20 protein-coding genes are annotated in these 24,746 nt (G+C 60.2%); 10 read left to right on the top strand and 10 right to left on the bottom strand.

The window, feature by feature from the left end; translation table 11 throughout:
* Positions 1-428 precede the first annotated feature (428 nt).
* Positions 429-1,532 (top strand): GlxA family transcriptional regulator, encoded by a 1,104-nt coding sequence (locus ACM6IN_RS05990; protein WP_007949927.1) that lies wholly within the window; start codon positions 429-431, stop codon positions 1,530-1,532.
* 125 nt (positions 1,533-1,657) lie between these two features.
* Here the strand turns inward: ACM6IN_RS05990 and ACM6IN_RS05985 are convergent, their stop codons facing one another.
* The 6 genes from ACM6IN_RS05985 to choX all read right to left on the bottom strand — a co-directional run bounded on the left by ACM6IN_RS05985 (position 1,658) and on the right by choX (position 7,224).
* Positions 1,658-1,921, bottom strand: coding sequence for a hypothetical protein (locus ACM6IN_RS05985; protein WP_016983943.1), 264 nt, complete (start codon positions 1,919-1,921; stop codon positions 1,658-1,660).
* Between the two features lie 344 nt (positions 1,922-2,265).
* The gene (locus tag ACM6IN_RS05980; RefSeq protein WP_414915590.1) at positions 2,266-3,429 is read right to left on the bottom strand and encodes a gamma-butyrobetaine dioxygenase; all 1,164 of its coding nucleotides are present in this window, start codon (positions 3,427-3,429) and stop codon (positions 2,266-2,268) included.
* Positions 3,430-3,453: 24 nt separating this feature from the next.
* On the bottom strand, positions 3,454-3,930 hold the full coding sequence (locus tag ACM6IN_RS05975) for a thioesterase family protein (protein WP_414915589.1): 477 nt from the start codon (positions 3,928-3,930) through the stop codon (positions 3,454-3,456).
* Positions 3,931-4,158: 228 nt separating this feature from the next.
* Positions 4,159-5,124: an L-carnitine dehydrogenase gene (locus ACM6IN_RS05970; protein ID WP_414915588.1), complete on the bottom strand. Its 966-nt coding sequence runs from the start codon at positions 5,122-5,124 to the stop codon at positions 4,159-4,161.
* 158 nt (positions 5,125-5,282) lie between these two features.
* A complete protein-coding gene (locus tag ACM6IN_RS05965) occupies positions 5,283-6,170 on the bottom strand; it encodes a 3-keto-5-aminohexanoate cleavage protein (RefSeq protein WP_016983621.1) in 888 nt (295 codons plus the stop codon).
* A gap of 109 nt (positions 6,171-6,279) precedes the next feature.
* Positions 6,280-7,224, bottom strand: coding sequence for a choline ABC transporter substrate-binding protein (gene choX, locus ACM6IN_RS05960; protein WP_414915587.1), 945 nt, complete (start codon positions 7,222-7,224; stop codon positions 6,280-6,282).
* 192 nt (positions 7,225-7,416) lie between these two features.
* Between choX and ACM6IN_RS05955 the strand changes: the two genes are divergently transcribed.
* Positions 7,417-8,361 carry a GlxA family transcriptional regulator gene (locus ACM6IN_RS05955; RefSeq protein WP_414915586.1) on the top strand — a complete coding sequence of 315 codons (945 nt, stop codon included), beginning with the start codon at positions 7,417-7,419 and terminating at the stop codon, positions 8,359-8,361.
* A 136-nt stretch (positions 8,362-8,497) separates the two neighbouring features.
* Here ACM6IN_RS05955 and ACM6IN_RS05950 read toward each other — a convergent pair whose 3' ends face one another.
* The 4 genes from ACM6IN_RS05950 to ACM6IN_RS05935 form a co-directional block, all read right to left on the bottom strand.
* Positions 8,498-8,914, bottom strand: coding sequence for a DUF3010 family protein (locus tag ACM6IN_RS05950; RefSeq protein ID WP_414915585.1), 417 nt, complete (start codon positions 8,912-8,914; stop codon positions 8,498-8,500).
* A 29-nt stretch (positions 8,915-8,943) separates the two neighbouring features.
* The gene (locus ACM6IN_RS05945; protein ID WP_311997004.1) at positions 8,944-9,267 is read right to left on the bottom strand and encodes a helix-turn-helix transcriptional regulator; all 324 of its coding nucleotides are present in this window, start codon (positions 9,265-9,267) and stop codon (positions 8,944-8,946) included.
* Positions 9,251-9,505: a type II toxin-antitoxin system RelE family toxin gene (locus tag ACM6IN_RS05940; RefSeq protein WP_007911254.1), complete on the bottom strand. Its 255-nt coding sequence runs from the start codon at positions 9,503-9,505 to the stop codon at positions 9,251-9,253. Before ACM6IN_RS05940 ends, ACM6IN_RS05945 begins: the two co-directional genes overlap by 17 nt.
* Before the next feature lie 212 nt (positions 9,506-9,717).
* On the bottom strand, positions 9,718-10,119 hold the full coding sequence (locus ACM6IN_RS05935) for a lysozyme inhibitor LprI family protein (protein WP_007911252.1): 402 nt from the start codon (positions 10,117-10,119) through the stop codon (positions 9,718-9,720).
* A gap of 234 nt (positions 10,120-10,353) precedes the next feature.
* On the opposite strand from ACM6IN_RS05935, the gene ACM6IN_RS05930 reads away from it, so the two are divergent.
* The 8 genes from ACM6IN_RS05930 to ACM6IN_RS05895 all read left to right on the top strand — a co-directional run bounded on the left by ACM6IN_RS05930 (position 10,354) and on the right by ACM6IN_RS05895 (position 24,746).
* On the top strand, positions 10,354-11,331 hold the full coding sequence (locus tag ACM6IN_RS05930) for a dipeptidase (RefSeq protein ID WP_095112751.1): 978 nt from the start codon (positions 10,354-10,356) through the stop codon (positions 11,329-11,331).
* Between the two features lie 106 nt (positions 11,332-11,437).
* The gene (locus tag ACM6IN_RS05925; RefSeq protein WP_007907543.1) at positions 11,438-11,968 is read left to right on the top strand and encodes a DUF5943 domain-containing protein; all 531 of its coding nucleotides are present in this window, start codon (positions 11,438-11,440) and stop codon (positions 11,966-11,968) included.
* A gap of 15 nt (positions 11,969-11,983) precedes the next feature.
* Positions 11,984-14,044 carry a dimethylglycine demethylation protein DgcA gene (gene dgcA, locus ACM6IN_RS05920; protein ID WP_007911244.1) on the top strand — a complete coding sequence of 687 codons (2,061 nt, stop codon included), beginning with the start codon at positions 11,984-11,986 and terminating at the stop codon, positions 14,042-14,044.
* 163 nt (positions 14,045-14,207) lie between these two features.
* A complete protein-coding gene (gene dgcB / locus ACM6IN_RS05915; protein ID WP_095112750.1) occupies positions 14,208-16,157 on the top strand; it encodes a dimethylglycine demethylation protein DgcB in 1,950 nt (649 codons plus the stop codon).
* Positions 16,157-17,377: an electron transfer flavoprotein subunit alpha/FixB family protein gene (locus ACM6IN_RS05910; protein ID WP_414915584.1), complete on the top strand. Its 1,221-nt coding sequence runs from the start codon at positions 16,157-16,159 to the stop codon at positions 17,375-17,377. The genes dgcB and ACM6IN_RS05910 overlap by 1 nt, the downstream gene beginning before the upstream one ends.
* Positions 17,378-17,386: 9 nt before the next feature.
* Positions 17,387-18,157 (top strand): electron transfer flavoprotein subunit beta, encoded by a 771-nt coding sequence (locus tag ACM6IN_RS05905; protein ID WP_150793274.1) that lies wholly within the window; start codon positions 17,387-17,389, stop codon positions 18,155-18,157.
* A gap of 1,128 nt (positions 18,158-19,285) precedes the next feature.
* Positions 19,286-22,738, top strand: a complete 3,453-nt coding sequence (locus tag ACM6IN_RS05900) for a GMC oxidoreductase (RefSeq protein WP_414915583.1) — start codon at positions 19,286-19,288, stop codon at positions 22,736-22,738.
* Between the two features lie 139 nt (positions 22,739-22,877).
* Complete coding sequence (locus ACM6IN_RS05895) at positions 22,878-24,746, top strand: hypothetical protein (protein WP_123375953.1); 1,869 nt, start codon at positions 22,878-22,880, stop codon at positions 24,744-24,746.

Genomic DNA, 24,746 nt, shown 5'->3' with positions numbered 1-24,746 from the left:
AGACCAGTCAAAACTGCTCACCAAGTGAACACGGACAATAAATCACGCCACCTTTTAGCGCGTCGCAAACAGATAAGAGTCTTTCCCACCTGTTACATACGATCCGCGCCCTGACCGTCCGTCACCCGTGCTTGCGGTGACACTCCCCCCAAACCGCGCGCAGGCCAGTTCCCACAAGTGCTACCGATTTGCTCACACGCTGCGGGGCAGGGCTTTCAGCCATGCTGATGGCACTTCGAAATACCTTTTGTCGGACGTCTCGTATAGACACGTCGCGACGTCGTTTTCAGGAGTTATTGAACGGCCATCCAATTTTAGGCATGGCAATTGCTCTGTCATAACAAAGCCCGTCTCCCACGCGAGAACGCTGGCAATAACAAGAGCCTCCGCCTGAGGCCATCACCCGCTTTGTGTGAGGAGATACCGCGATGACGTCGTTCAACTCCGGGGCCCAACCCCAGAACCGTGCGCCTCAATCCATCGGCTTTCTGCTGCTGGACAATTTCACGCTGATTTCTCTGGCCTCCGCAGTAGAACCTCTACGCATGGCCAACCAATTGTCCGGTCGCGAGCTGTATCGCTGGAGCACCCTCACCGTCGATGGCGGCCAGGTGTGGGCCAGTGACGGTCTGCAAATCACTCCCGACGCGTCCATGCACAAAGCGCCACCGCTGGACACCGTGATTGTCTGCGGCGGTATCGGCATTCAGCGTACCGTGACCCGTGAACACGTTTCCTGGCTGCAAAGCCAGGCGCGCCAGTCCAAGCGCCTTGGCGCCGTGTGCACCGGCAGTTGGGCGCTGGCCTGCGCTGGCCTGCTCGACGGTTTCGATTGCAGCGTGCACTGGGAATGTCTGGCGGCGATGCAGGAAGCTTTCCCGCGCGTGGCCATGAGCACTCGCTTGTTCACCCTCGACCGTAACCGTTTCACCAGCTCCGGCGGCACCGCGCCGCTGGACATGATGCTGCACCTGATCAGCCGCGATCATGGTCGTGAGCTGTCCGCCGCGATCTCGGAAATGTTCGTCTACGAACGTATCCGCAATGAACAAGATCACCAGCGTGTGCCGCTCAAGCACATGCTCGGCACCAATCAGCCGAAGCTGCAGGAAATCGTCGCGCTGATGGAAGCCAACCTCGAAGAGCCGATCGACCTCGATGAATTGGCGGTGTACGTCGCTGTGTCGCGTCGACAGCTGGAGCGGTTGTTCCAGAAATACCTGCACTGCTCGCCGTCGCGTTACTACTTGAAGCTGCGCCTGATCCGCGCCCGGCAATTGCTCAAGCAAACGCCGATGTCGATCATCGAAGTGGCGTCGGTGTGTGGTTTCGTCTCGACGCCGCACTTCTCCAAGTGCTACCGCGAATACTTCGGCATTCCGCCGCGTGACGAGCGCGTAGGTTCCAACACCACCCAGCAAGTGGCGATGCTGCCGCTGCCGCAGGCGATTGTGATGTCGCCGCTGTCGGGGCCGATGTCGGCGTTGAGTCAGGCGCGCAATGAGTCGACGTTTGCCAGCGTAAGGCTCTGATGAGGATCGTTCCCACGCTCTGCGTGGGAACGCAGCCCGGGACGCTCTGCGTCCCAAGAGGCCGAACGCGGAGCGTCCGTTGAGGCATTCCCACGCGGAGCGTGGGAACGATCAGGTGAGCAACATCAGGCGCTATGGCTTTGCTGGTAGTCCGCCAATGCCGGCAACAACTGCTTGTCGATCGCCTGCCGCACCGCCGGCTGGATGCTGGCGCCGCTGGTGTACATGTCCTTGACCATCTTGCGCAGTTCAAACGCGCGCACATTATCCAGACCGCGCACCGCGCACTCGCAGGCCTGATCGGCGGTCGTGCCACTGGGTACTTGAATACCCAACGCCTTGAGCTGGCCCAACAAATCTTCCTGATCGATCAAATCGGCATACATCATGACGCGCATCCTTCTTCAATAACGGAGGTCGTGGCTCGATTCTGGTAGCCACGCCGGGGCACGGCAAGGGCGTTTTGTCGCAGTGGCTGCGACGGCTATGAACAGGTCGTTTTCGGCTAACTTGCCGCTCAAGGGAGTGGGCACACTGAACTCAGCTTGCAACACGAAGGTTTGGTCACCCTCGCACGGCAGCTCCTCAACAGTAGCTTGAGCCCCGATCCAGTCACGGCTGGTATCGGGGCTTTTTTTGCCTGCTGAAAAGCAAAGATCGCAGCCTTCGGCAGCTCCTACATTGGAATGCATTTCCCTGTAGGAGCTGCCGAAGGCTGCGATCTTTTTATGGTCTAGCGCTGCAACACCAGAATCCGCGACAACAACTCATCCCGATCGACATAGCAACCCTGAAAATGCCGTGCCCCGGTCGCCGGGTCAAACGCATTGCGCGCATGCAAGGTGCGGCGGTTATCGAAGCACCAAAGCTCACCGGGATTGAGCCTTTGCATGAGCCGAAACCGTGGCTCACGGGTCATCGCAATAAACCGCCGATAAGCCCGATACAGCACCGGCATCTGCTCCACCGACGTATCAAATGCGCCGCGCAGAAAGTTCGCCATACGAATCTCCGTCACGCGTCCCAAGGCATCCAACGCAATGATCGGCGCCAGGCAGCGATAGTCGCTGTGGCGGTCCTTGTTGCGAAACTCCACCGGGATTTCACACAAGGCCTGAAACGACGCCGGGTCTTCACTGCGCAACGCATCGGCAATCGCAAAGCCATCGACAAAAATACTCTCGCCACCCTCGGCGGCGTTTACCAGGCAATGCAGAAATTGCAGCCCCGGTTGCAGCTCGCGAGTTGGCAGATCCGTGTGCAAGGGCAGGTTGAAAGCGGTGTAGGCATTGCTGTCGGCATCGGCTTTGGATTGCACGTTGAACAGCACGCCGAAGTTGCTCTCGCGGATGAATGAAATGCGCTGCGCGATGAGTTTCAGCGAGCCGGGTTCAGTGGGCACACCGCGCACCTGCGTCAGGCCAATGTCGCGAATGGCGATCATCCATTGCAGCAGGGTGGCGTTGTCGTTCATCAGTGCCGAATAGTCGAACACCGGCAACTGCAAATCGCTGTGCCACAGGTAAGACTTGGGTTTTCCCGCCAGACGTTCGGCGCGGGAATCATCGTCGTAGGCGTGTGCGCGTAACCAACCGGGATCGAAGCGGCTGAGGTGGCCGTCCTGCCAGTCAATGCGCAGGCAGCCGTCAGTATCGATATGCGCGGCGACAGGCTTGAGGTCTTCAGCGGCGTCGACAATCTCGAACACCTGTTCGCGGGTGACGTTGTAGACGCACTTCGGGCACGGGCAATTGTCCCGCAACCAGACATGGTGAAACGGGCTGACGCGACCGTCAGCCCAGGCGATGGCAACGCGATCCGCCAGGGTCTGCACGCCGCTTAGCGCGCTGATCAACGGATAAGTACGGAAATCGGCAACAGCGGCAGCGGTGTTCATAGCGGCTCCTTGCGATTGATGGATTTACCTTGCAGGTGGCAGCGCGATGACGCGGCCGATGTAAGCGGGAGCGGGCAAGTCTTTCTGCTCGGCGATGATGTCTTGCAGGCGGTTCAAGGTGTCCGGGCTGAACAGCGCCGAGCGCGGGCCGGCGAGGTCGACGTGCAGCAGCATCTGTTCGTTGCCGGCCAGCTCTTGCGCATCACCGACCTTGTGCAGGCTGTGATAGAGGTGCAGACGTTTGCTGTCGTGACCGATGATTTGCGTGTGCACTTCGACCTCGGTGTCGAGCTTCACTTCGTGCAGATAATTGAGGTGCAGTTCGAGGGTGAACAGCGAGTGGCCGCTGGCTTCGCGGTGGTTGCTGTCCATGCCGAGGCGGTCCATCAGGGCGTCGGTGGCGTAGCTGAAAATCAGCAGGTAGAAGGCGTCGCGCAGGTGGCCGTTGTAGTCGACCCAGTCGGGGATGACTTTGGTTTGGTAGGTGGTGAGGTGGGGCATGGTTTGGGTTCCGGCAGTTGGCGGGTCGTTAAGATCAAGAGCTACCCCCTCACCCCAGCCCTCTCCCCCAAGGGGGGCGAGGGGGAAAGGGAGCAGATCTTCAAGTCTTTCAAGTCTTGAGTTCGACTCAGTAGTGCAAATCGGCGTAGCTCGCAAAAACACCACGGTCAGTTCCCTCTCCCCCCGGGAGAGGGCTAGGGTGAGGGCCGCGATGTCATGCCAGCCCCATCACTCGCTAAAACTCATCCCATGCTTCTCCTTGGTGCTCTTCACCGCCTCCAGCACCGCCAGCAAGCAATCATCACGATAGCGCTCCAGCGCCGAAATGCTGTGACGACCGAGCTGATCACTGGTGCCATCGACCACATCATCAATCAACTTGGCAGTCAGCTCCGGCGCCGGCAGATACGTCCACGGCAACTGCAACGCCGGGCCGAATTGCGACATGAAGTGGCGCATGCCTGCGTCACCCCCAGCCAGCGTGTAAGTGAGGAACGTACCCATGAACGACCAGCGCAACCCGGCGCCAAAACGGATCGCATCATCGATCTCGCCAGTGGTCGCGACACCGTCGTTAACCAAGTGCAATGCCTCACGCCACAGCGCTTCGAGCAAGCGGTCGGCGATAAAACCGGGCACTTCCTTGCGTACATGCAACGGGCGCATGCCGAGGGACTCATAAACCTTCATGGCCGCCTGCACACCTTCCGGCGCGGTGTTCTTGCCACCGACCACTTCCACCAGCGGCAACAGATAAACCGGGTTGAACGGGTGGCCGACCACGCAGCGTTCCGGATGCGTCGAACTCTCATAGAACTCGCTCGGTAACAAGCCCGAAGTGCTTGAGCCGATCAACGCATTCGGCTTGGCTGCCGCACTGATTTTGCTGTGCAGATCAAGTTTCAGCTCCAGACGTTCCGGGGCGCTTTCCTGAATGAAGTCGGCATCGCGCACGCATTCTTCGATGGTCGCGACGAAGCGCAGACGATCCTGCGAAGCGCCCGGCGCCAGACCGTTTTTCTCCAGCGCGCCCCAGGCATTGGCCACGCGTTTGCGCAGTGCCGCTTCGGCGCCCGGTGCCGGGTCCCAGGCCACCACGTCGAGGCCATGGGCGAGGGCACGGGCTACCCAGCCGCTGCCGATGACACCGCTGCCCAGCGCGGCGAAGGTTTTGATTTCGGTGATAAAGCTCATAGGAATTTTCCCGTGGAAAGTAATCCCTGTAGGAGCTGCCGAAGGCTGCGATCTTTTGATCTTGATCTTGAGAAACAAAATCAAAAGATCGCAGCCTTCGGCAGCTCCTACAGATGAAATTTGGGGGGCAGTCAGAGCCCCGTTTTTTGAGCTGAGGGTTAACCGCGCTGGGTCAGGCCCATCTTTTTGCGGCCCTCTGCCGGGGTCAGCACGCGCGCGCCGAGGCGGCTGAGGATTTCTGTGGCGCGCTCGACCAGTTGGCCATTGGTCGCCAGCACACCTTTGTCCAGCCACAGGTTGTCTTCCAGCCCGACCCGCACGTTGCCGCCGAGCAGCACCGCTTGCGCCGCCATTGGCATCTGCATCCGGCCAATCCCGAACCCGGCCCACACCGCATCCGCCGGCAAGTTATCGACCATGGCTTTCATGGTGGTGGTGTCCGCCGGGGCGCCCCACGGAATGCCCAGGCATAACTGGAACAGCGGGTTATCGAGCAAACCTTCCTTGATCATCTGCTTGGCGAACCACAGGTGACCGGTGTCGAAAATTTCCAGCTCGGCTTTCACGCCCAGCTCGGTGATGCGCTTGGCGCCGGCGCGCAATTGCGCCGGGGTCGAGACGTAAATGGTGTCGCCATCGCCGAAGTTCAGCGTGCCGCAATCGAGGGTGCAGATTTCCGGCAGCAACTCTTCAACGTGGGCGAGACGGGTCAGCGGGCCGACCAGATCGGTGTTCGGGCCAAACTCCATCGGGTTCTCGCCGGCGCCGATCTCCAGATCGCCGCCCATGCCGGCGGTGAGGTTGACGATGATGTCGACGTCGGCCTCGCGAATGCGCTCCATCACTTCGCGGTACAGCGCCACGTCGCGGCTGAACTTGCCGGTCTGCGGATCGCGCACATGGCAGTGCACAACCGTGGCGCCGGCCTTGGCCGCTTCCACAGCCGCCGCAGCGATCTGTTTCGGAGTGACCGGCACGTGTGGGCTCTTGGCGGTCGTGTCGCCAGCACCGGTGAGTGCGCAGGTGATGATGACGTCGTGGTTCATGGTGCGGTTTCCTTCAGGCGTGATGGGTCTGTCCGCAGCCCTGTTCGGGGCTGCGAAGCGTGGTTCATTTGCCTCTCCCATCTGGGAGAGCGGGTTTTTCAATAGAGGGTTATTTGCTGGTCAGCTGGAGGTTTTCAGCGGCCGGTTTGCCATCGAACGTGGTCACACCCTCAAGCCAGCGCTGCTTGTCTTCGGGGTGATCCTTGAGCCATTGCTTGGCCGATTCGAAAGCATCCTTGTGATCGAGCAGCGGCTGCATCATCCGGCTCTCGTCCTCGGCGGTGAACGTCAGGTTGGTCAGCAGGCGACCAATGTTCGGGCACTGTTCGGCGTATTTCGGCGCGGTGACGGTCCACACGGTGGCCATGCCTTCGTTCGGGCCGAGGGCGCCGTCGCTGCCGGTCAGATAGGTCATATTGACGTTGACGTTCATCGGGTGCGGCGCCCAGCCGAAGAACACCACGGCCTCTTTGCGGCGCACGGCGCGGTCGACGGCAGCGAGCATCCCGGCTTCGCTGGATTCGACCAACTGGAACTTGCCGAGACCGAACTGGTTCTTGGCGATCATTGCCTTGATCTGGGTGTTGGCGCCGGAACCGGGTTCGATGCCGTAGATCTTGCCGCCCAGTTCTTTTTCGAACTTGGCGATGTCGGCGAAGGTTTTCAGGCCTTTGTCCGCCAGGTAAGTCGGCACGGCGAGGGTGGCGCGGGCGTCTTTCAGGCTCGGCGCTTCGAGGACTTTGACCTGATTGGCGTCGACGAACGGGGTAATGGTCTGGGTCATCAACGGGTTCCAGTAACCGAGGAACAGGTCCAGGCGCTGATCGCGGATCCCGGCGAAGATAATTTGCTGGGAAGCGCTGGTTTGTTTGGTGTTGTAGCCGAGGCCGTCGAGCAGGACCTGGGTCATGGCACTGGTGGCGATCACGTCGGTCCAGTTGACTACGCCCATGCGCACGTTCTGGCATGAGGCGGGTTCGGCCGCCATGACGCTGGCGCTGAAGAAAGCGGTACCGCTGAATGCAAGAACACAGCTGCTGATCAGTCGTTTCATGTCGGGTTCCTCGGCAGGTCGTTTATTGTGGTTCCCGGCGTCTGACGCGCCGGTGATGCAAAGTTACGCAGCAACGCGCCCGTGAAAGCGCACTGCGGCGACTGGCATTTGCACTGTAGCGACCTGTGCGCTTGAACGCCGACGACAATCGGCGTATCAACGATCCACGCTACCCGCCGACCGAGGGCGCACATGTCCCAGGATTTCTATTTCTTGCTGATGCCGGGGTTCTCCGCCATTGGCTTTATCTCTGCAATTGAACCGCTGCGCGTGGCCAACCGCTTTCGTGGCGAGTTGTATCGCTGGCATGTGCTCAGCGCCGACGGCGGGGCGGTGCTGGCGAGCAATGGCATGTCGGTCAACGCCGACGCGGCGCTTGAACCGCTGAAGAAAGGCGCGACGCTGCTGGTGGTGGCCGGGTTTGAACCGCTGAAGTTCGCCACGCCAATCCTTGAACACTGGTTGCGGCGGCTGGACAACGAAGGCGTGACACTCGGCGCCATCGACACCGGCAGCTTTGTCCTTGCCGAGGCGGGCCTGCTCGATGGCCATCGCCTGACCCTGCACTGGGAAGCCATCGACGCGTTCAAGGAATCTTATCCACAGCTCAGCGTGACCCAAGAGCTGTTCGAGATCGACCGCCGGCGCATCACCTCGGCGGGAGGCACGGCTTCCATCGACTTAATGCTCGATCTGATCGCCCAGGCCCACGGCCCGCAGCTGGCGATTCAGGTCAGCGAGCAGTTTGTACTGGGGCGCATCCGTCCGCGCAAAGACCACCAGCGCATGGAAGTCGCCACACGCTACGGCATCAGTAACAAGAAATTGGTGCAGGTGATCGGCGAGATGGAGCAGCACAGCGAACCGCCGCTGACCACGCTGCAACTGGCGGAATCGGTCAAGGTGACGCGGCGGCAATTGGAGCGCTTGTTTCGGCTGCACTTGAACGATACGCCGAGCAATTTCTATCTGCGTCTGCGCCTGGAGAAAGCCCGCCAGTTACTGCGCCAGACCGACATGAGCGTGCTGGAAGTGAGCATCGCCTGCGGCTTCGAGTCCCCGTCCTACTTCACCCGCAGTTACCGCGCCCGCTTCGCCCGCTGCCCTCGCGAAGACCGGCGTACCGCCCAGGCCTGAATGGATGCACCCAAAACCAATGTGGGAGCGAGCCTGCTCGCGAAGACGGCGTGTCAGTCAATACAGGATTGACTGATCCACCGCTTTCGCGAGCAGGCTCGCTCCCACATTGGGATCTTCATTGTCTGAAAAACGCTTACTTCTTCAGCAACGCCGAACACGCTGCCTTGTAAGCCTCATGCTGATACTTGTTCAGCGTCCCCGGCAGCTCGAAATTATGCTTCTTCGCCTGCGCATTGATCGTCTGCGGCGACAACAACGTCACCTCGCAACCATCCAGCAACTGCAAAATCCCCTCAATCTTGAACGTCGTCGGCCCGCCGGCAAACTCACCCTTCTTGCTGCGTTTCTTGATCGCAATCCGATCAACCGAGTTCTCCCGCACAAACGACGCCACCTGCGCCGCGAACAGCTTTACGTTGGCCGCCTCGTCATCGTCTTCGAGGGCGATCTTTTTGGTGGCAAGGGGAACGTGGCTCAAGGCCGAACCGTCGAGAGCGGCCACGGCGATAATCGCTTCGCTGCCTTTGATTTCGATGCCGCAGATGTTCATGGGGAATTCCTTGAAGTGAAGGGGGCAGCTTACAGCTCAAGCTGATTGGCGGTGATCCCGAACGCCGACGCAATTTTCTCGCGTGTCGCTTTACGTGGCTTGGACACCGTTTCCTGTTGAGCAAACGCCGGTTGCGAAATACCCATGCGTTTGGCGACTTCTTCCTGAGTCAGGTTGAGGTGTTCGCGCCAGGCACGGATCGGTGTCGCTCCGTCGACCATTCGACCGACCACCTCATGCGGGATCAGATCGGGCTGCATTTTCTGCGCGACATATTGTGCGTATGGAATGACCACAAAGGCTGGTTTGCCCTCGGCGTCATTAATGATTTGGATGTCAGTAGGTGCGTTCATCGCGTTTCTTGACCTCTTGAATACTGACCACTTTGATTGCGCCATCCCAGTCGAACATGACTCGATAATTACCGACACGCAGGCGGTAGGAGTAGTCATGGCCAATCAGTGCTTTGACATTGCCCACATCAGGCATGTCGGCAAGCGCCGTAACGGCATCTCGAACCTGTACCTGATGCACAGAGTGCAATTTCAAGAGTTGCTTAACGGCCTTTCGTGTCCAGTGGATGCTGTTCATGGAAGAATATAAGTCTTTTATAAGATTCGCGAATCTTTGCTTATATTTTTAAGGTGGCCAATCAAGAACAGTTGTCAGGATATTGCGTGAAGCGCCCGTAGATCGGGGCTTTCACGCAATAGGTGTAGGCGAAGTCGGCATGTGCCGTAAGAAGAAGAGATTCACGAGGCAATTGCAGAAAGCAGTGCCAATTTTCCTTCAAATTTTGAGGACTATTCCTGCCCAATCGACTCCAAAAACTCCGACCGTTCATCACTCATCCGCGCCACGCAGTCATTCTGCGCAATCGTGAACGCCTTGCTCCCCGCCGTCGCCGGGAACGCTTCCACCGCGCAATCCGCATCCCGCGTCTTCAGCCACTGCTGCTGGGCGGTTTTAAGTTTGGCGGTGATATCCGCCAGTTGCGTCGCGTTTTTGCCGTACGCGGTCTGCATGCGTTCGGTCAGGCTGGCGTAGTTGTCCTTGAGCAGGTCTTCGGCGGTGCTGCGGCTGTAGGTCGAGCATTCCAGGGTCTGGACGTCGTTTTCGACGGCGTCGCACGGGTTGTTGTCGGACTCTTCGGCGGCGTGTACGCCGGTCGCAATCAAAGCCAAAGCCAGGAAGATCGATTTCATTGTTGTCGCCGCTCTAATCCAGTGGTGTTTCGAAGATGCCGGAGATTCTGGCTCAAGCTTGCGGGCTTGAACAGGTAGCTGATCGGAGCGTCTGGCGACCCTTTGTCGCGGATTGACGCTTTCGGCAATTCCCCTGTCGTTTTTGCACCCGGTCGCCCCGGCACCGAGGCATATGCTGGCCCCAAAGCGCCGGCAGACGATTCGGCGCATGAATCGCCAATAAGGGGACGCCTGATGAGCCCAGCCGAATTACACGCCGACAGCATCGTTATCGACGGTCTGATCATTGCCAAATGGAACCGCGAGCTGTTCGAAGACATGCGCAAGGGCGGTCTGACGGCAGCCAACTGCACTGTGTCGGTGTGGGAAGGCTTTCAGGCGACCGTGAACAATATTGCTGCCAGCCAGAAGCTGATCCGCGACAACAGCGACCTGGTCATGCCGGTGCGCACCACTGCTGACATCCGTCGCGCTAAAGAACAAGGCAAGACCGGCATCCTCTTCGGCTTCCAGAATGCCCACGCGTTTGAAGACCAGATCGGCTATGTCGAAGTGTTCAAGCAGCTCGGCGTCGGCATCGTGCAGATGTGCTACAACACCCAGAACCTGGTCGGCACCGGTTGCTACGAGCGTGACGGCGGCCTCTCGGGCTTCGGTCGCGAAATCGTGGCTGAAATGAACCGTGTTGGCGTCATGTGCGACCTGTCCCACGTCGGTTCCAAGACTTCCGAAGAAGTCATCCTCGAATCGAAAAAACCGGTTTGCTATTCCCACTGCCTGCCGTCGGGTCTCAAAGAGCACCCGCGCAACAAGTCCGATGAGGAACTCAAGTTCATCGCTGATCACGGCGGTTTCGTCGGCGTGACCATGTTCGCGCCGTTCCTCGCCAAGGGCATCGATTCGACCATCGACGATTACGCCGAAGCGATCGAATACGTGATGAACATCGTCGGCGAAGACGCCATCGGCATTGGCACCGACTTCACCCAGGGCCACGGTCAGGACTTCTTTGAATACCTGACCCACGACAAGGGTTACGCCCGCCGTCTGACCAGTTTCGGCAAGATCATCAACCCGCTGGGCATCCGCACCGTCGGCGAGTTCCCGAACCTGACCGAAACCCTGCTCAAGCGCGGCCATTCCGAGCGCGTGGTACGCAAGATCATGGGCGAGAACTGGGTCAACGTCCTCAAAGACGTCTGGGGCGAGTAACGCTTTCTCAAGACCGCCGCCGATCTGCTCCCTCTTCCTCTGGGAGAGGGCTGGGGTGAGGGCCGCGGCCAACACTGAATCTAAAATTTTCTGGAGTTAAGTTTCCATGGCCAAGATCGCCCCGCAATTGCCAATCGAAGTCGACAGCGAGACCGGTGTCTGGACCTCCGACGCCCTGCCAATGCTCTACGTACCGCGGCACTTCTTCGTCAACAACCACATGGGCATCGAAGAGGTTCTGGGCGCTGACGCCTACGCCGAAATCCTCTACAAGGCCGGCTACAAATCCGCCTGGCACTGGTGCGAGAAGGAAGCTGAATGCCACGGCCTGGAAGGCGTCGCGGTGTTCGAGCACTACATGAAGCGTCTGTCGCAACGCGGCTGGGGCCTGTTCAAGATCCAGGACATCGACCTCGACAAAGGCACCGCCAGCGTCAAGCTCGAACACTCGGCGTTCGTCTACGTCTACGGCAAGGTCGGGCGCAAGGTCGACTACATGTTCACCGGTTGGTTTGCCGGGGCCATGGACCAGATTCTGCAAGCACGCGGCAGCAGCATCCGCACCGTCGCCGAGCAAGTCTACGGTGGCTCCGAAGAAGGCCACGACGACGGCCTGTTCACCGTCAAGCCGTTGTAAGTCGAGGAACCCGCCATGGCTTTCGAAGCAATGTTCCAGCCGATCCAGATCGGCAAACTGACCATCCGCAACCGCGTGCTCAGCACCGCGCACGCCGAGGTCTACGCGACTGACGGTGGCATGACCACCGAGCGCTACGTCAAATATTACGAAGAGAAAGCCAAGGGCGGCATCGGCCTGGCGATCTGTGGCGGCTCCTCCGTGGTCGCCATCGACAGCCCGCAGCAGTGGTGGAGTTCGGTCAACCTGTCGACCGACCGCATCATCCCGCACTTCCAGAATCTGGCCGACGCCATGCACAAGCACGGCGCCAAGATCATGATTCAGATTACCCACATGGGCCGGCGCTCGCGCTGGGACGGTTTCCACTGGCCGACCCTGATGTCGCCGTCTGGCATCCGTGAACCGGTGCACCGCGCCACGTGCAAAACCATCGAGCCGGAAGAAATCTGGCGGGTCATCGGCAACTATGCCCAAGCCGCACGCCGGGCCAAGGCCGGTGGCCTCGACGGCGTTGAGCTGTCAGCCGTGCACCAACACATGATCGACCAGTTCTGGAGCCCGCGCGTCAACAAGCGTACCGACGAATGGGGCGGCACCTTCGAAGGCCGGATGAAGTTCGGTCTGGAAGTACTGAAAGCCGTGCGCGCCGAGGTCGGTGACGACTTCTGCGTGGGCATGCGCATCTGCGGTGACGAGTTCCACCCGGACGGTCTGTCCCACGAAGACATGAAGCAGATCGCCAAGTATTACGACGACACCGGCATGCTCGATTTCATCGGCGTCGTCGGCTCGGGGTGTGACACCCACAACACCTTGGCCAACGTGATTCCGAACATGAGTTATCCACCGGAGCCGTTCTTGCATCTGGCCGCCGGGATCAAGGAAGTGGTCAAAGTGCCGGTGCTGCACGCACAGAACATCAAGGACCCGAACCAGGCCACGCGGATTCTTGAGGGCGGTTACGTCGACATGGTCGGCATGACCCGCGCGCACATCGCTGACCCGCACCTGATCGCCAAGATCAAGATGGGCCAGATCGACCAGATCAAACAGTGCGTCGGCGCCAACTATTGCATCGACCGCCAGTATCAAGGCCTCGACGTGTTGTGCATCCAGAACGCCGCAACGTCCCGTGAGTACATGGGCGTGCCGCACATCATCGAGAAATCCACCGGTCCGAAACGCAAGGTTGTGATCGTCGGTGCCGGCCCGGCCGGGATGGAAGCGGCCCGCGTTGCCGCCGAGCGTGGCCACGACGTGACCCTGTTCGAGAAGAAGGAATTCATCGGCGGGCAGATCACCACCGCATCGAAAGCGCCGCAGCGTGACCAGATCGCCGGCATCACCCGCTGGTTCCAGCTGGAACTGGCGCGACTGAAAGTCGATCTGCGCCTGGGCACGGCGGCCGACGCAGACACCATCATGGACCTGCGTCCGGACGTAGTGGTGCTGGCGGTCGGCGGGCATCCGTATCTGGAACAGAACGAGCACTGGGGCGCCGCCGAAGGGCTGGTGGTCAGCAGCTGGGACGTGCTCGACGGCAAGGTTGCGCCGGGCAAGAACGTGCTGGTCTACGACACCATTTGCGAGTTCACCGGGATGTCGGTTGCTGACTTCCTCGCCGACAAAGGCAGCCAGGTCGAGATCGTCACTGACGATATCAAACCGGGCGTGGCCATCGGCGGTACGTCGTTCCCGACCTACTACCGCAGCATGTACCCGAAAGAAGTGATCATGACCGGCGACATGATGCTGGAGAAGGTCTACCGCGAAGGCGACAAACTGGTCGCGGTGTTGGAGAACGAATACACCGGCGCCAAAGAGGAGCGGGTGGTTGATCAGGTGGTGGTGGAAAACGGCGTGCGTCCGGATGAGGAAATCTACTACGCGCTCAAAGAGGGTTCGCGCAACAAGGGCCAGATCGACGTCGAGGCGTTGTTCGCGATCCAGCCACAACCTTCGCTGAGCGAGGCGGGCGACGGCTACTTGTTGTTCCGCATCGGCGACTGCGTGGCGCAGCGCAACACCCACGCCGCGATCTATGACGCCCTGCGGCTCTGCAAGGATTTCTAAGGGCTAGTGAACCGATCGTTCCCACGCTCTGCGTGGGAATGCCGCAATGGACGCTCTGCGTCCGCTTGGGACGCGGAGCGTCCCGGCATGCATTCCCACGCAGAGCGTGGGAACGATCATTGAACGCCGTGTTTCTCCAGGTTGTACTGGTGGGAGCTTCACCATGTTGAACACCCTTCTTCCAATCCTGTTGTTCGCCGCTCTGGGCCTTGGTGTCCTCGGCGCGTTGCGGCGGGTAGCGATGTGGCGCCGGGGCCGGGCCTCGAAGGTCGATCTGATCGGCGGCCTGTTGGCCATGCCCAAGCGTTACATGGTCGATTTGCACCACGTAGTGGCGCGGGACAAATACATTGCCAACACCCACGTCGCGACAGCGGGCGGTGCGGTGGCGTCGATTGTGCTGGCGCTGCTGGTCCACGGTTTCGGCCTGCATAACCGCATACTCGGTTACGCCTTGCTGCTGATGACGGCGGTGATGTTCGTCGGCGCGATTTTCGTTTACCTGCGTCGGCGCAATCCGCCGGCGCGGCTGTCGAAAGGCCCGTGGATGCGCCTGCCGAAAAGCCTGCTGGCGTTCTCGGCGTCGTTCTTTCTGCTGACCCTGCCAGTGGCCGGAATCCTCCCGGAGAACTTTGGCGGCTGGGTGCTCGCGGTCATCCTCGGAATTGGCGTGCTGTGGGGCGTGTCGGAACTGTTCTTCGGCATGACTTGGGGCGGGCCGATGAAACATGCCTTTGCCGGTGCGCTGCATCTGGCTTGGCACCGTCGCGCCGAACGTTTTGGCGGCGGCCGTTCCACCGGTTTGAAGCCGCTGGATCTGAACGATCCGAGCGCACCATTGGGTGTTGAGAAACCCAAGGATTTCACCTGGAACCAGTTGCTCGGTTTTGACGCCTGCGTGCAGTGCGGCAAATGCGAAGCGGCGTGCCCGGCCTTTGCTGCCGGCCAGCCGCTGAACCCGAAAAAGCTGATTCAGGACATGGTCGTCGGTCTCGCCGGTGGCACCGATGCGAAGTTCGCCGGCAGCCCGTATCCCGGCAAACCAGTGGGCGAACACAGCGGTAATCCACATCAACCGATCGTCAACGGTCTGGTCGATGCCGAAACCCTGTGGTCGTGCACCACCTGCCGTGCCTGCGTCGAGGAATGCCCGATGATGATCGAACATGTCGACGCCATCGTCGACATGCGCCGTCACCTGACTCTGGAAAAAGGCGCGACGCCGAACAAGGGCGCTGAAGTCCTCGAGAACCTCATTGCCACCGACAACCCGGGCGGTTTTGCCCCGGGCGGGCGGATGAACTGGGCGGCGGATTTGAACCTCAATCTGCTCAGCGAAAAGAAATCCACCGACGTGCTGTTCTGGGTCGGCGACGGTGCCTTCGACATGCGCAATCAGCGCACCCTGCGCGCCTTCGTCAAAGTGCTGAAAGCGGCGAAAATCGACTTTGCCGTACTCGGTCTCGAAGAGCGTGACAGCGGCGACGTCGCCCGGCGTCTTGGCGATGAAGCGACCTTCCAGTTGCTCGCCAAACGCAACATCCAGACTCTGGCCAAATACAGCTTCAACCGCATCGTCACTTGCGATCCGCACAGCTTCCACGTGCTGAAAAACGAGTACGGCGCGTTCGACGGCAACTACCTGGTGCAACACCACAGCACTTACATGGCGGAAATCATCCAGGCCGGCGCGCTCAATCTCGGTCAGCACAAAGGCAACAGCGTGACCTATCACGATCCGTGCTACCTCGGCCGCTACAACGGCGAATATGAAGCGCCGCGTGAAGTGCTGCGTGCACTCGGTATCGAGGTCAAAGAGATGCAACGTTCCGGCTTCCGCTCGCGCTGCTGCGGCGGCGGTGGCGGGGCGCCGATCACTGACATTCCGGGCAAGCAGCGGATTCCCGACATGCGCATGGAAGACATCCGCGAGACCGGCGCCGAACTGGTGGCGGTGGGTTGTCCACAGTGCACGGCGATGCTCGAAGGCGTGGTCGAACCGCGTCCGCTGATCAAGGACATCGCCGAACTGGTGGCCGACGCGCTGCTCGAAGACGCCGCGCCGAACAAGCCTGCCACCCCGGCCAAACGTGAACCTGCGGAGGCCCACTGATGAGCGACATTATCCGCCGCGACCCACGCGCCGAATGGATTGCGCGTAACCGCCTGCACCCGCTGCACGCGGCCATGCAACCGGCGCAACACAGCTGGATGGGGCCCAACGGCATCATCCGCAAGAATCTGCACGGCATCGGTTTTATCGGCCCCAACGGCATCAAGCGTATCGACCGCAGCGGCGCGCAGCAGGGCGGGGCGGTCAAACGTTCGGCTGCTGTGGAGGTGCAACTGCCGCTGCATCAAGTGCCAGCCCCGGCGTTCTATATCACCGTGGTGCCGGACATGGTCGGCGGCCGCTTGAGCAGTCACGACCGTGATTTGCTCGGCCTTGCCCATCAACTCGCTGGCACTGATGGTGCGGTGTTGGCGGTGGTCTTTGGCGAGCACAAGGAAAATGCTTTCGCGACTGCTGGCGTAGATCGCTTGCTGGTGCTTGAGGGTGAAGAGTTCAGCGGTTATGCACCGGAACAGCGCGTGCAGGGCTTGCGCGCTGTGGATAACCAGTTCAACCCACGTCACTGGCTGCTGCCGGACAGTCGCAGTGGTGGCGGTGAACTGGGGCGGCGCTTTGCCGCTGCACTCGGCGAGCGTCCGGCGACGCGGGTTTGGCAGGTCAAGGATCAGGAGTGCATTGGCCGCGCGGGCGCCGGTCTGCAAGATCTCGCGCGTCCCGTCGCACGATTGATTCTGGCTGCGGCCGAATGCGCCGAGCCGGTCAGCGAAACTCGCCACGAAGCGTTGCTGGTGGAGTTATCCACAAGCGTCGCGCGCAGCCTGTCGCGGATCGAAGATCTCGGTGCGGTGGCGGTGGACCCGGCAGCGATTCCGATGGCCGAAGCGGAGTTCATTTTCTCCGGCGGCAACGGCGTCAAGGACTGGCAGTTGTTTCACCAAACGGCGGCGGCACTAGGCGCTACCGAAGGCGCTTCCCGCGTTGCAGTGGATGATGGCTTCATGGCCCGTGATCGCCAGGTCGGCGCGTCAGGCACCTGGGTCACCGCACGGGTTTATGTGGCTGTGGGTATCTCCGGCGCAATCCAGCATCTGCAAGGCATCGGCGCCTGCGACAAGGTCGTGGCAATCAACCTCGATCCGGGTTGCGACATGATCAAGCGCGCCGACCTCTCGGTGATCGGCGAGAGCGCAGAGATTCTGCGAGCGCTGATCGAAGCGGTCGCGGCTTACCGCAACGAAGCCAAGCGCGATGCGGCTTAAGGAAACGCTATGAACACGAAAGTTATCAGTCTGGTTTCCATCGGCGCCCACCCGACTTCGGGCCGGCCACGTCGCGCCGACCAGGACGCGCGCGCCGTGGAACTGGGCCTGCAACTGGCTGGGGATAACCTGCAAGTGCTGCATGCCGGCGACGTCGCGGAACCGGCGTTGCGCGCCTATCTGGGCATGGGTCTTGAGCAGATGCATGTATTGGAACAGCCCGCCGGTGCTGATGCCTTGCCGGCGCTGACCGCGTATCTGCGTGATGCCGGGGCGCAAGTGGTGTTGACCGGCAGTCAGGCGGAAACCGGTGAAGGTTCGGGGATGTTGCCGTTCCTGCTGGCGGAAGGTCTGGGCTGGCCGTTGGTGGTCGGGCTGGCGCAGGTCGAGTCGATCAATGACGGTTCGGCGCTGGTGCTGCAAGCGTTGCCGCGTGGGCAGCGGCGCCGGTTGAAGGTGAAGCTGCCGTTTCTGGCGACTGTGGATAACGCTGCGCCGAAGCCTCGGCAGAGTGCTTATGGTCCGGCGCGGCGCGGGGTCTTGCAGGCTGACGACGTCGAAGTGGTGGACGATGAACTGTTGTCGGTGGCTACTTTGCAGGCGGCCAAGCCGCGGCCGAAACGCTTGAAGGTGATCAAGGCCAAAAGCGGGGCGGACCGGATGAAGGCCGCGACGGCCAAGGCCAGTGGCGGCGGTGGGCAGGTGCTCAAAGGTGTTACCGCACAGGCTGGCGCTGAAGCGATCCTCAAGCTGCTGATTGAAGAAGGTGTGGTTCGCTGAAAAGCCCCTCACCCTAGCCCTCTCCCAGAGGGAGAGGGGACCTACGGTGGCGTGCTCAAGCGTTACATCGACCTGAAAGATCTGCGCGAACTCAGGTTTGGCCAAGCTAAGGACACCGCAAAGTCGCATGTCGCTGCACTTTTCCAATACACCTCGGTCGGCTCCCTCTCCCGGAGGGAGAGGGCTGGGGTGAGGGGGAGTGTTTACCCACAATCCCTGTTGGCGGAACTGTGGATAACGTGTTCGCCCCTCTCTGCACCCCACGTCAATCAAGCCCTACAGCTCTCCGATCAAAAAACAACCAGCCTAAGTCACGGATTTTCTGGGCTTTTTATCTTGGATAACTGAATAAGTTGCCCCCAATCTCTGTTGGCGCTTCTGTGGATAAGATGTTCGCTATCCGCTGAGGACCATACAAACCGTGGCTTTCGAAGGGATGATCAAAAAACAGTCAATTCGTCAGTTTCCGGACTTAATTCCCGCGCAAACCTCGATTTCACACAGCCTCCAACGCTTTTCCACAGACAAGGCAAAGTTACCCCCGAACTCTGTTGGCGCTTCTGTGGATAACGTGTTCGCCATCCGCTACAGGCCATGAAAAACGTGGCTTACGAAGATTTGATCAAAAAACAACCAATGCGTCTGGCAAACCGTCCTTCTGGATAAGTCACGATATTTCTTCACAAATCAGTCAGTTATTTTCCGAATCATCCACAGTTACCCCCATTTGCTGTGGGTGGTTATGTGGATAACTTGTTTGCCAAACTCCGCAAGCCCCGGTGCGCATAGTCCAAACGGTAATTGATCAGATTTCATACAGTTCTAAGGCGTTGCCTTGACTTCGATTCCTGCGCTGTCTTCACTGCAATGGCACAAGGACAGCCGTCACTTATCCACATCAGGTTCTGGGAGAACGCATGATGGATAGTCAGCCGCACCGCCCCCCGCCTTCGCAACGCAAGCGCACGCTCCGGCGCGCCGCCAATCAGCACGCTCGCCTGTAGCGCGCCACACCCGCCAGACCGCTGTGCTGTCGCCGGACTTGATCCGGTGGCCAGGTGCCCGTTCGCCCATTGATTGCAGGCAACCGCAGAGTTGCCCCATCTGCCTGATTAGAGGATGCACCCCATGACACGGATCGCAACGCCCATCAGCGAGATCAAGGAACACTACGATGTGATTGTTATCGGTTCAGGCTACGGCGGCGGCATTGCTGCCTCGCGCCTGTCCCGTGCCGGCAAACGTGTGTGCCTGCTCGAACGCGGTCGGGAAATCCAGCCCGGCGAATACCCCAACACCATGATTGCCGCCACCGAAGAACTGCAGGTGCATGACCCGGATGGCCATATCGGCTCGCGCACCGGGCTGTTCGATTTACACGTCAACGCCCAGCAAAACGTTGTGGTCGGTTGCGGCCTCGGCGGCACGTCGCTGATTAATGCCAACGTTGCCCTCGAGCCGGAGCCAGGCGTGTTCGATGATCCGCGCTGGCCGCAAGCGGTGCGTGAACACCGCGACACGCTGCTCAAGGACGGTTACGCCCGCGCCCGCGAGATGCTCAAACCCAATCCCTATCCGAGCACTGCACCAAATCTGCCGAAACTCGACGCCAACAAGAAATCGGCGGACTACCTCAAGCAAGGTGCACATTTCTACAAGCCGCCGATCAACGTGACCTTCGACAAACTGCCGAACAACCTCAACCATGTCGGCGTCGAGCAACTGCCGTGCAACCAGTGCGGCGACTGCGTTTCGGGCTGTAACAACAAGGCCAAGAACACCACGTTGATGAACTATCTGCCGGACGCCTGGAACCATGGCACGGAGATTTTCTGTCAGACCGAAGTGCGCCATCTGGAGCGTAATGGCGACGGCTGGATCGTGCATTTCCAGTACCTCGACAGTGGGCGGGAGATGTTCAGCGCGCCGACGTTGTTCGTGAAGGCCGATATCGTCGTGGTCTCCGCCGGCACGCTTGGCTCGACCGAAATCCTCCTGCGTTCGCGTGACAAAGGCGTGGTGATGTCCGGCCAGCTCGGCGAGAACATGAGCGGCAACGGCGACATCCTCGGCTTCGGCCACAACTGCGAGCAAACCATCAACGGCATCGGTTTCGGCGCGCACCCGGCCAAGGAGCTGCACCCGGTCGGTCCGTGCATCACCTCGGTGATCGACATGCGTACCGAGGGCGACTGGCGCAGCCGCATGGTCATCGAAGAAGGCTCGATCCCCGGCGCGCTCGGTCGGCCGATGGTGCCGGCGATGGCCGGGTTTGCCGAGATGATCGGCGTCGCCACCGATGACAGCTTCAGCGGCAAGGTCAAATACAAGGAGCGCGAAGCCGAAAGCTTTCTGCGCGGCCCGTATTACGGCGCACTGCACAACATGCAGACCTACCTGATCATGAGCCACGACAGTGGCCAGGGGCGGATGATCCTCGACAGCAAGGATCAACTGCGCATCGACTGGCCGGGCGTTGGCGAGCAGGAGAACTTCAAGCTCGGCAACGAACGGTTGCAGCAGAGCACCAAGGCACTGGGTGGCGTGTGGGTGGAGAATCCGATCTGGACCAAACTGCTCAAGCACAGCATCGTCTCGGTGCACCCGTTGGGCGGTTGCGTGATGGGCGAAGACGCGGCGCAAGGCGTGGTCAATCACAAGGGGCAGGTGTTCAGCGGTGCCAGCGGCACGGATGTTTACGCTAATTTGTACGTGACTGACGGGGCGGTGATTCCGACGTCGCTGGCGGTCAATCCGCTGCTGACCATTTCCGCCGTCAGCGAGCGCAACATGGGCCTGCTCGCCGCCGACCGAGGCTGGCAGATCGACTACACGCTGCCTTCTGCGCCGCGCAAACCGGTGGCGCCGCCAACCCTCGGCGTGCAGTTCACCGAAACCATGAAGGGCTATTTCTCTCGCGCCTTCACCGCGGCGCAAAGCACCGATCTGAAAGTCTACGAAGCAGCGGCCAAGCGCGGTGAGGCGGAAAATTCGCCGATTGATTTCACTCTGACCATCACCGCCAACGACATGAACCGGATGATCAAGGAGCCGGAACACGCGGCGACCATCGTCGGTACGGTGATCGCCCCGGCACTGTCACCCAAACCGCTGACCGCCAGTAATGGCGTGTTCAATCTGTTCGAGCAATTCGAGCAACAGGTCGATACGCGCCACATGAAATACGACATGAAACTGACCGCCGAGGACGGTAACGACTATTTCTTCAGCGCCTTCAAAACCGTGCCGGAAGACAACGGCGTGCTGAATATCTGGCACGACACCAGCACGCTGTACGTGACGCTGTATCGCGGGCCGGACAAGACCGGTGAGGTGATCGGCTCCGGGGTGATGCACATTCATCCGACCGATTTCGCCAAGCAGATGACCACCATGAAAGTGCTCAATGCGCGTAACGAACGTGAGCGCATTGAAGGGCTGGCGCGGTTTGGCAAGTTCTTCGCCGGGATTCTCTGGGAAAGTTACGGCGGCGTGTTTGCCGGCGATATTTACTTCAACCCGGATGCGCCGCCACGCTTGAAGCGGCCACTGGATGCGCCGACACCGGCGGTGCATTTCTTCCCCACCGAGGACGGTGTCGATTTGCGTCTGACCCGTTATCAGGCCGGCAGCAAAGGCCCGGTGATGCTGGTGCATGGTTTGGGCGTGGGCTCGAATATCTTTTCCACCGACACCATCCAGACCAACCTGCTCGAATTCCTGTGCAAACACGACTACGACGTGTGGTTGCTGGATTTCCGCGTGAGCATTCTGTTGCCGGCGAGCAAGAAGGAATGGAACGGCGACCAGATCGCCCAATACGACTTCAAGGCTGCCATCGCGCAGATTCAGCAGCAAACTCAGGCCAAAGATGTGCAGTGCGTGGTGCATTGCTACGGCGCGACGACATTCTTCATGTCGCTGCTCGCCGGATTGCAGGGCGTGCGTTCGGTGGTCTGCTCGCAGATTGCCGCTGACACTGTGGTTGCGACCGCAACGGGGTTGAAGGCTGGCTTGCACCTGCCGGGCATGCTCGATGCGATCGGCATCAAGTCGATGACCGCTTACGCCGACAGCAAGGAGAACTGGTTCAACAAACTTTACGACAAGGCCCTCAACGGCTACGCGCGGATCGAGGCGCAGGGTTATTGCACCAACCCGGTGTGCCACCGCATCACTTTCATGTATGCGTCGCTGTATCGCCACGACACCCTCAACGAAACCCTGCACGACAACCTGCACGAGCTGTTCGGCGAGTCGAACATCGAGACGTTTGAGCATCTGGCGCTGATCGTGCGCAAAGGGCATCTGGTGGATTTCAAAGGCAACGATGTGTACATGCCGCACTTTGATCGGCTGACCATGCCGATCTGCTTTATCAGCGGTGCCGACAACCAGTGTTACCTGCCGGAAAGCACCCTCAAGACCTACCAGCGTTTGTGCGACATGCACGGGCCAGAGCGTTACAGCCGACAAGTGGTGCCGGGCTACGGCCACATCGACTGCATGTTCGGCAAGAACGCGGTGGTCGATGTGTATCCGATCATCCTTGAGCACCTGGAGAAAACCGCCCTCGGGTAGTCACTGATCGTTCCCACGTCGAGGCGTCGAACCGTCCGCGTGGGAATGCCGCCATGGACGCTCTGCGTCCGCTTGTGTGACGCAGAGCGTCACGGGATGCATTCCCACGCAGAGCGTGGGAACGATCAGGGGAACTGATATGGAAAGCTACATCCGCTGGTTTCAACGCTTCATCTGGATCGGCATTGCGATGAACATGGTGTTCGCCATCCCTGCGCTGTTCGCGCCGGGCTTGCTGACATCGGTGGTCGGGCTGCCGCCGCAACTCTCCGACCCATGGCTGGAAAACGCCGGGATGCTGCTGGTCGGCATCAGCGTGTTTTACATGCCGTCAGGCTTCAACGCGCCGCGCTACGTGGTGCATTCCTGGCTGTGCGTGCTGACGCGATTGATCGCGGTGGTGTTCTGGATTTATCTGATCAACACCAGCATTCAAGGCTCGGTGTTCGTGCCGATGTTGATGGGCGATCTGAGCTTCTTTCTGATCCTCGGCATTTTGCTCTACCTCGGCACCACCCCGGAAAACCGGCCGTGGGCGCTGCTCTGCGATGGCTGGCGCGAGTGGCGCGCGGCGTGGGCGCGACAATGGCAAAGCCACGCCTTCAAGGTCGGCACGCTGATCGTGGTCGCCGTACTCGGTTTTATCGGTTACCAAACCTGGTATCAGATGCTCCGCGTCGTTCCTGAGCAGGAATACGCCTCCGACGAAGATCACTACAAGTACGCCGCCATTGGCCTCGGTATCGAAGCGCGCATTCCCTATTACCTGTTCGCCGTGCTACCGCAGATGTGCCCGGAGAAAATGCCCAAACCCGGTGGCTGGGAGGTTTTCGGCTTCCTCTTTGAAAACGGCAAGGATCTGCCGATCGGCATGGCCAAACGGCAGATCGGCTACCCGACGGTAGAGCCGAACTGCGCGCTGTGCCATACCGGTTCCTACCGGGCCAATGCCAGCGATGTCGCCGTCAATGTGCCGAGCGCACCGGCCAACACCCTGCAACTGCAAGCCTTCCAGTGGTTTGCCTACGATTGCGCCAGCGACCCGAAATTCACCACCGATGCGGTGATGGCGGCGATCAACAGCAAGTTCCAATTGGGCTTCTTCGAGAAGCTCTACAACCGCTACCTGATCATGCCGATGGCCAAAAGCGCACTGCTCAAGCAGAAACAGGCCTACGCCTGGCAGAAGCTGCGTCCGCAACAAGGCCCGGGCCGCACCGACACCTTCAACCCGACGAAAATGGTGGTGTTCGGCTTCCCGGATGACTCGACCATCGGCACCGTCGACCTGCCGCAAGTGTGGAACCAGAAACCACGGGAATCGATGTACCTGCATTGGGATGGCAATAACAACAAGATCCACGAACGCAACTACGCCGCCGCGATGGCCGTGGGCGCGACGCCGGAATCGGTACTGCCGCCGAGCTTCAATCGCGTGACCAACTGGCTGCTCGGGCACAAGGCACCGGCGTGGCCGTGGGCGCTGGATCAAGCGAAAGTCGCGCAGGGCAAGCCGATCTGGGAGGCCAACTGCGCGGCTTGTCATGACTTCGGGCGCGCCGATACCGGGCAGGTCACCACCAACATCGATCAGCTCGGCACCGATCCGCACCGGCTCGACTCGTTCACCACGGGGCTGGTGGCCGCGTTTCACACCTTCAAAAAACCGCCGTTCGATTTCGGCGCCTACCGCAAGACCCAGAGTTACAGCAACACGCCCACCGACGGCGTCTGGCTGCGCGCGCCGTACCTGCACAACGGTTCAGTGCCGACGCTGTGGGACTTGCTGCAACCCGCGGAAAAACGTCCGCAGACGTTCATCACCGGTTCTGACGTCTACGACCCGGTCAACGTCGGTTTCGTCACCAGCGGTGCCCAGGCCAAAGCCTCGGCCGACTTCAAATACGACACGCGGCTGGAGGGCAATCACAACAGCGGTCACCTGTACGGCACGACGCTGTCGGACGACGACAAACGCGCGCTGATCGAATTCATGAAAACTCTGTGA

This window comes from Pseudomonas sp. IT-P395, assembly GCF_949767675.1.
Classification (GTDB): domain Bacteria; phylum Pseudomonadota; class Gammaproteobacteria; order Pseudomonadales; family Pseudomonadaceae; genus Aquipseudomonas.
The sequence above is the reverse complement of the archived record's forward strand: the minus strand, read 5'-3'. Positions and strand labels throughout refer to the sequence as shown.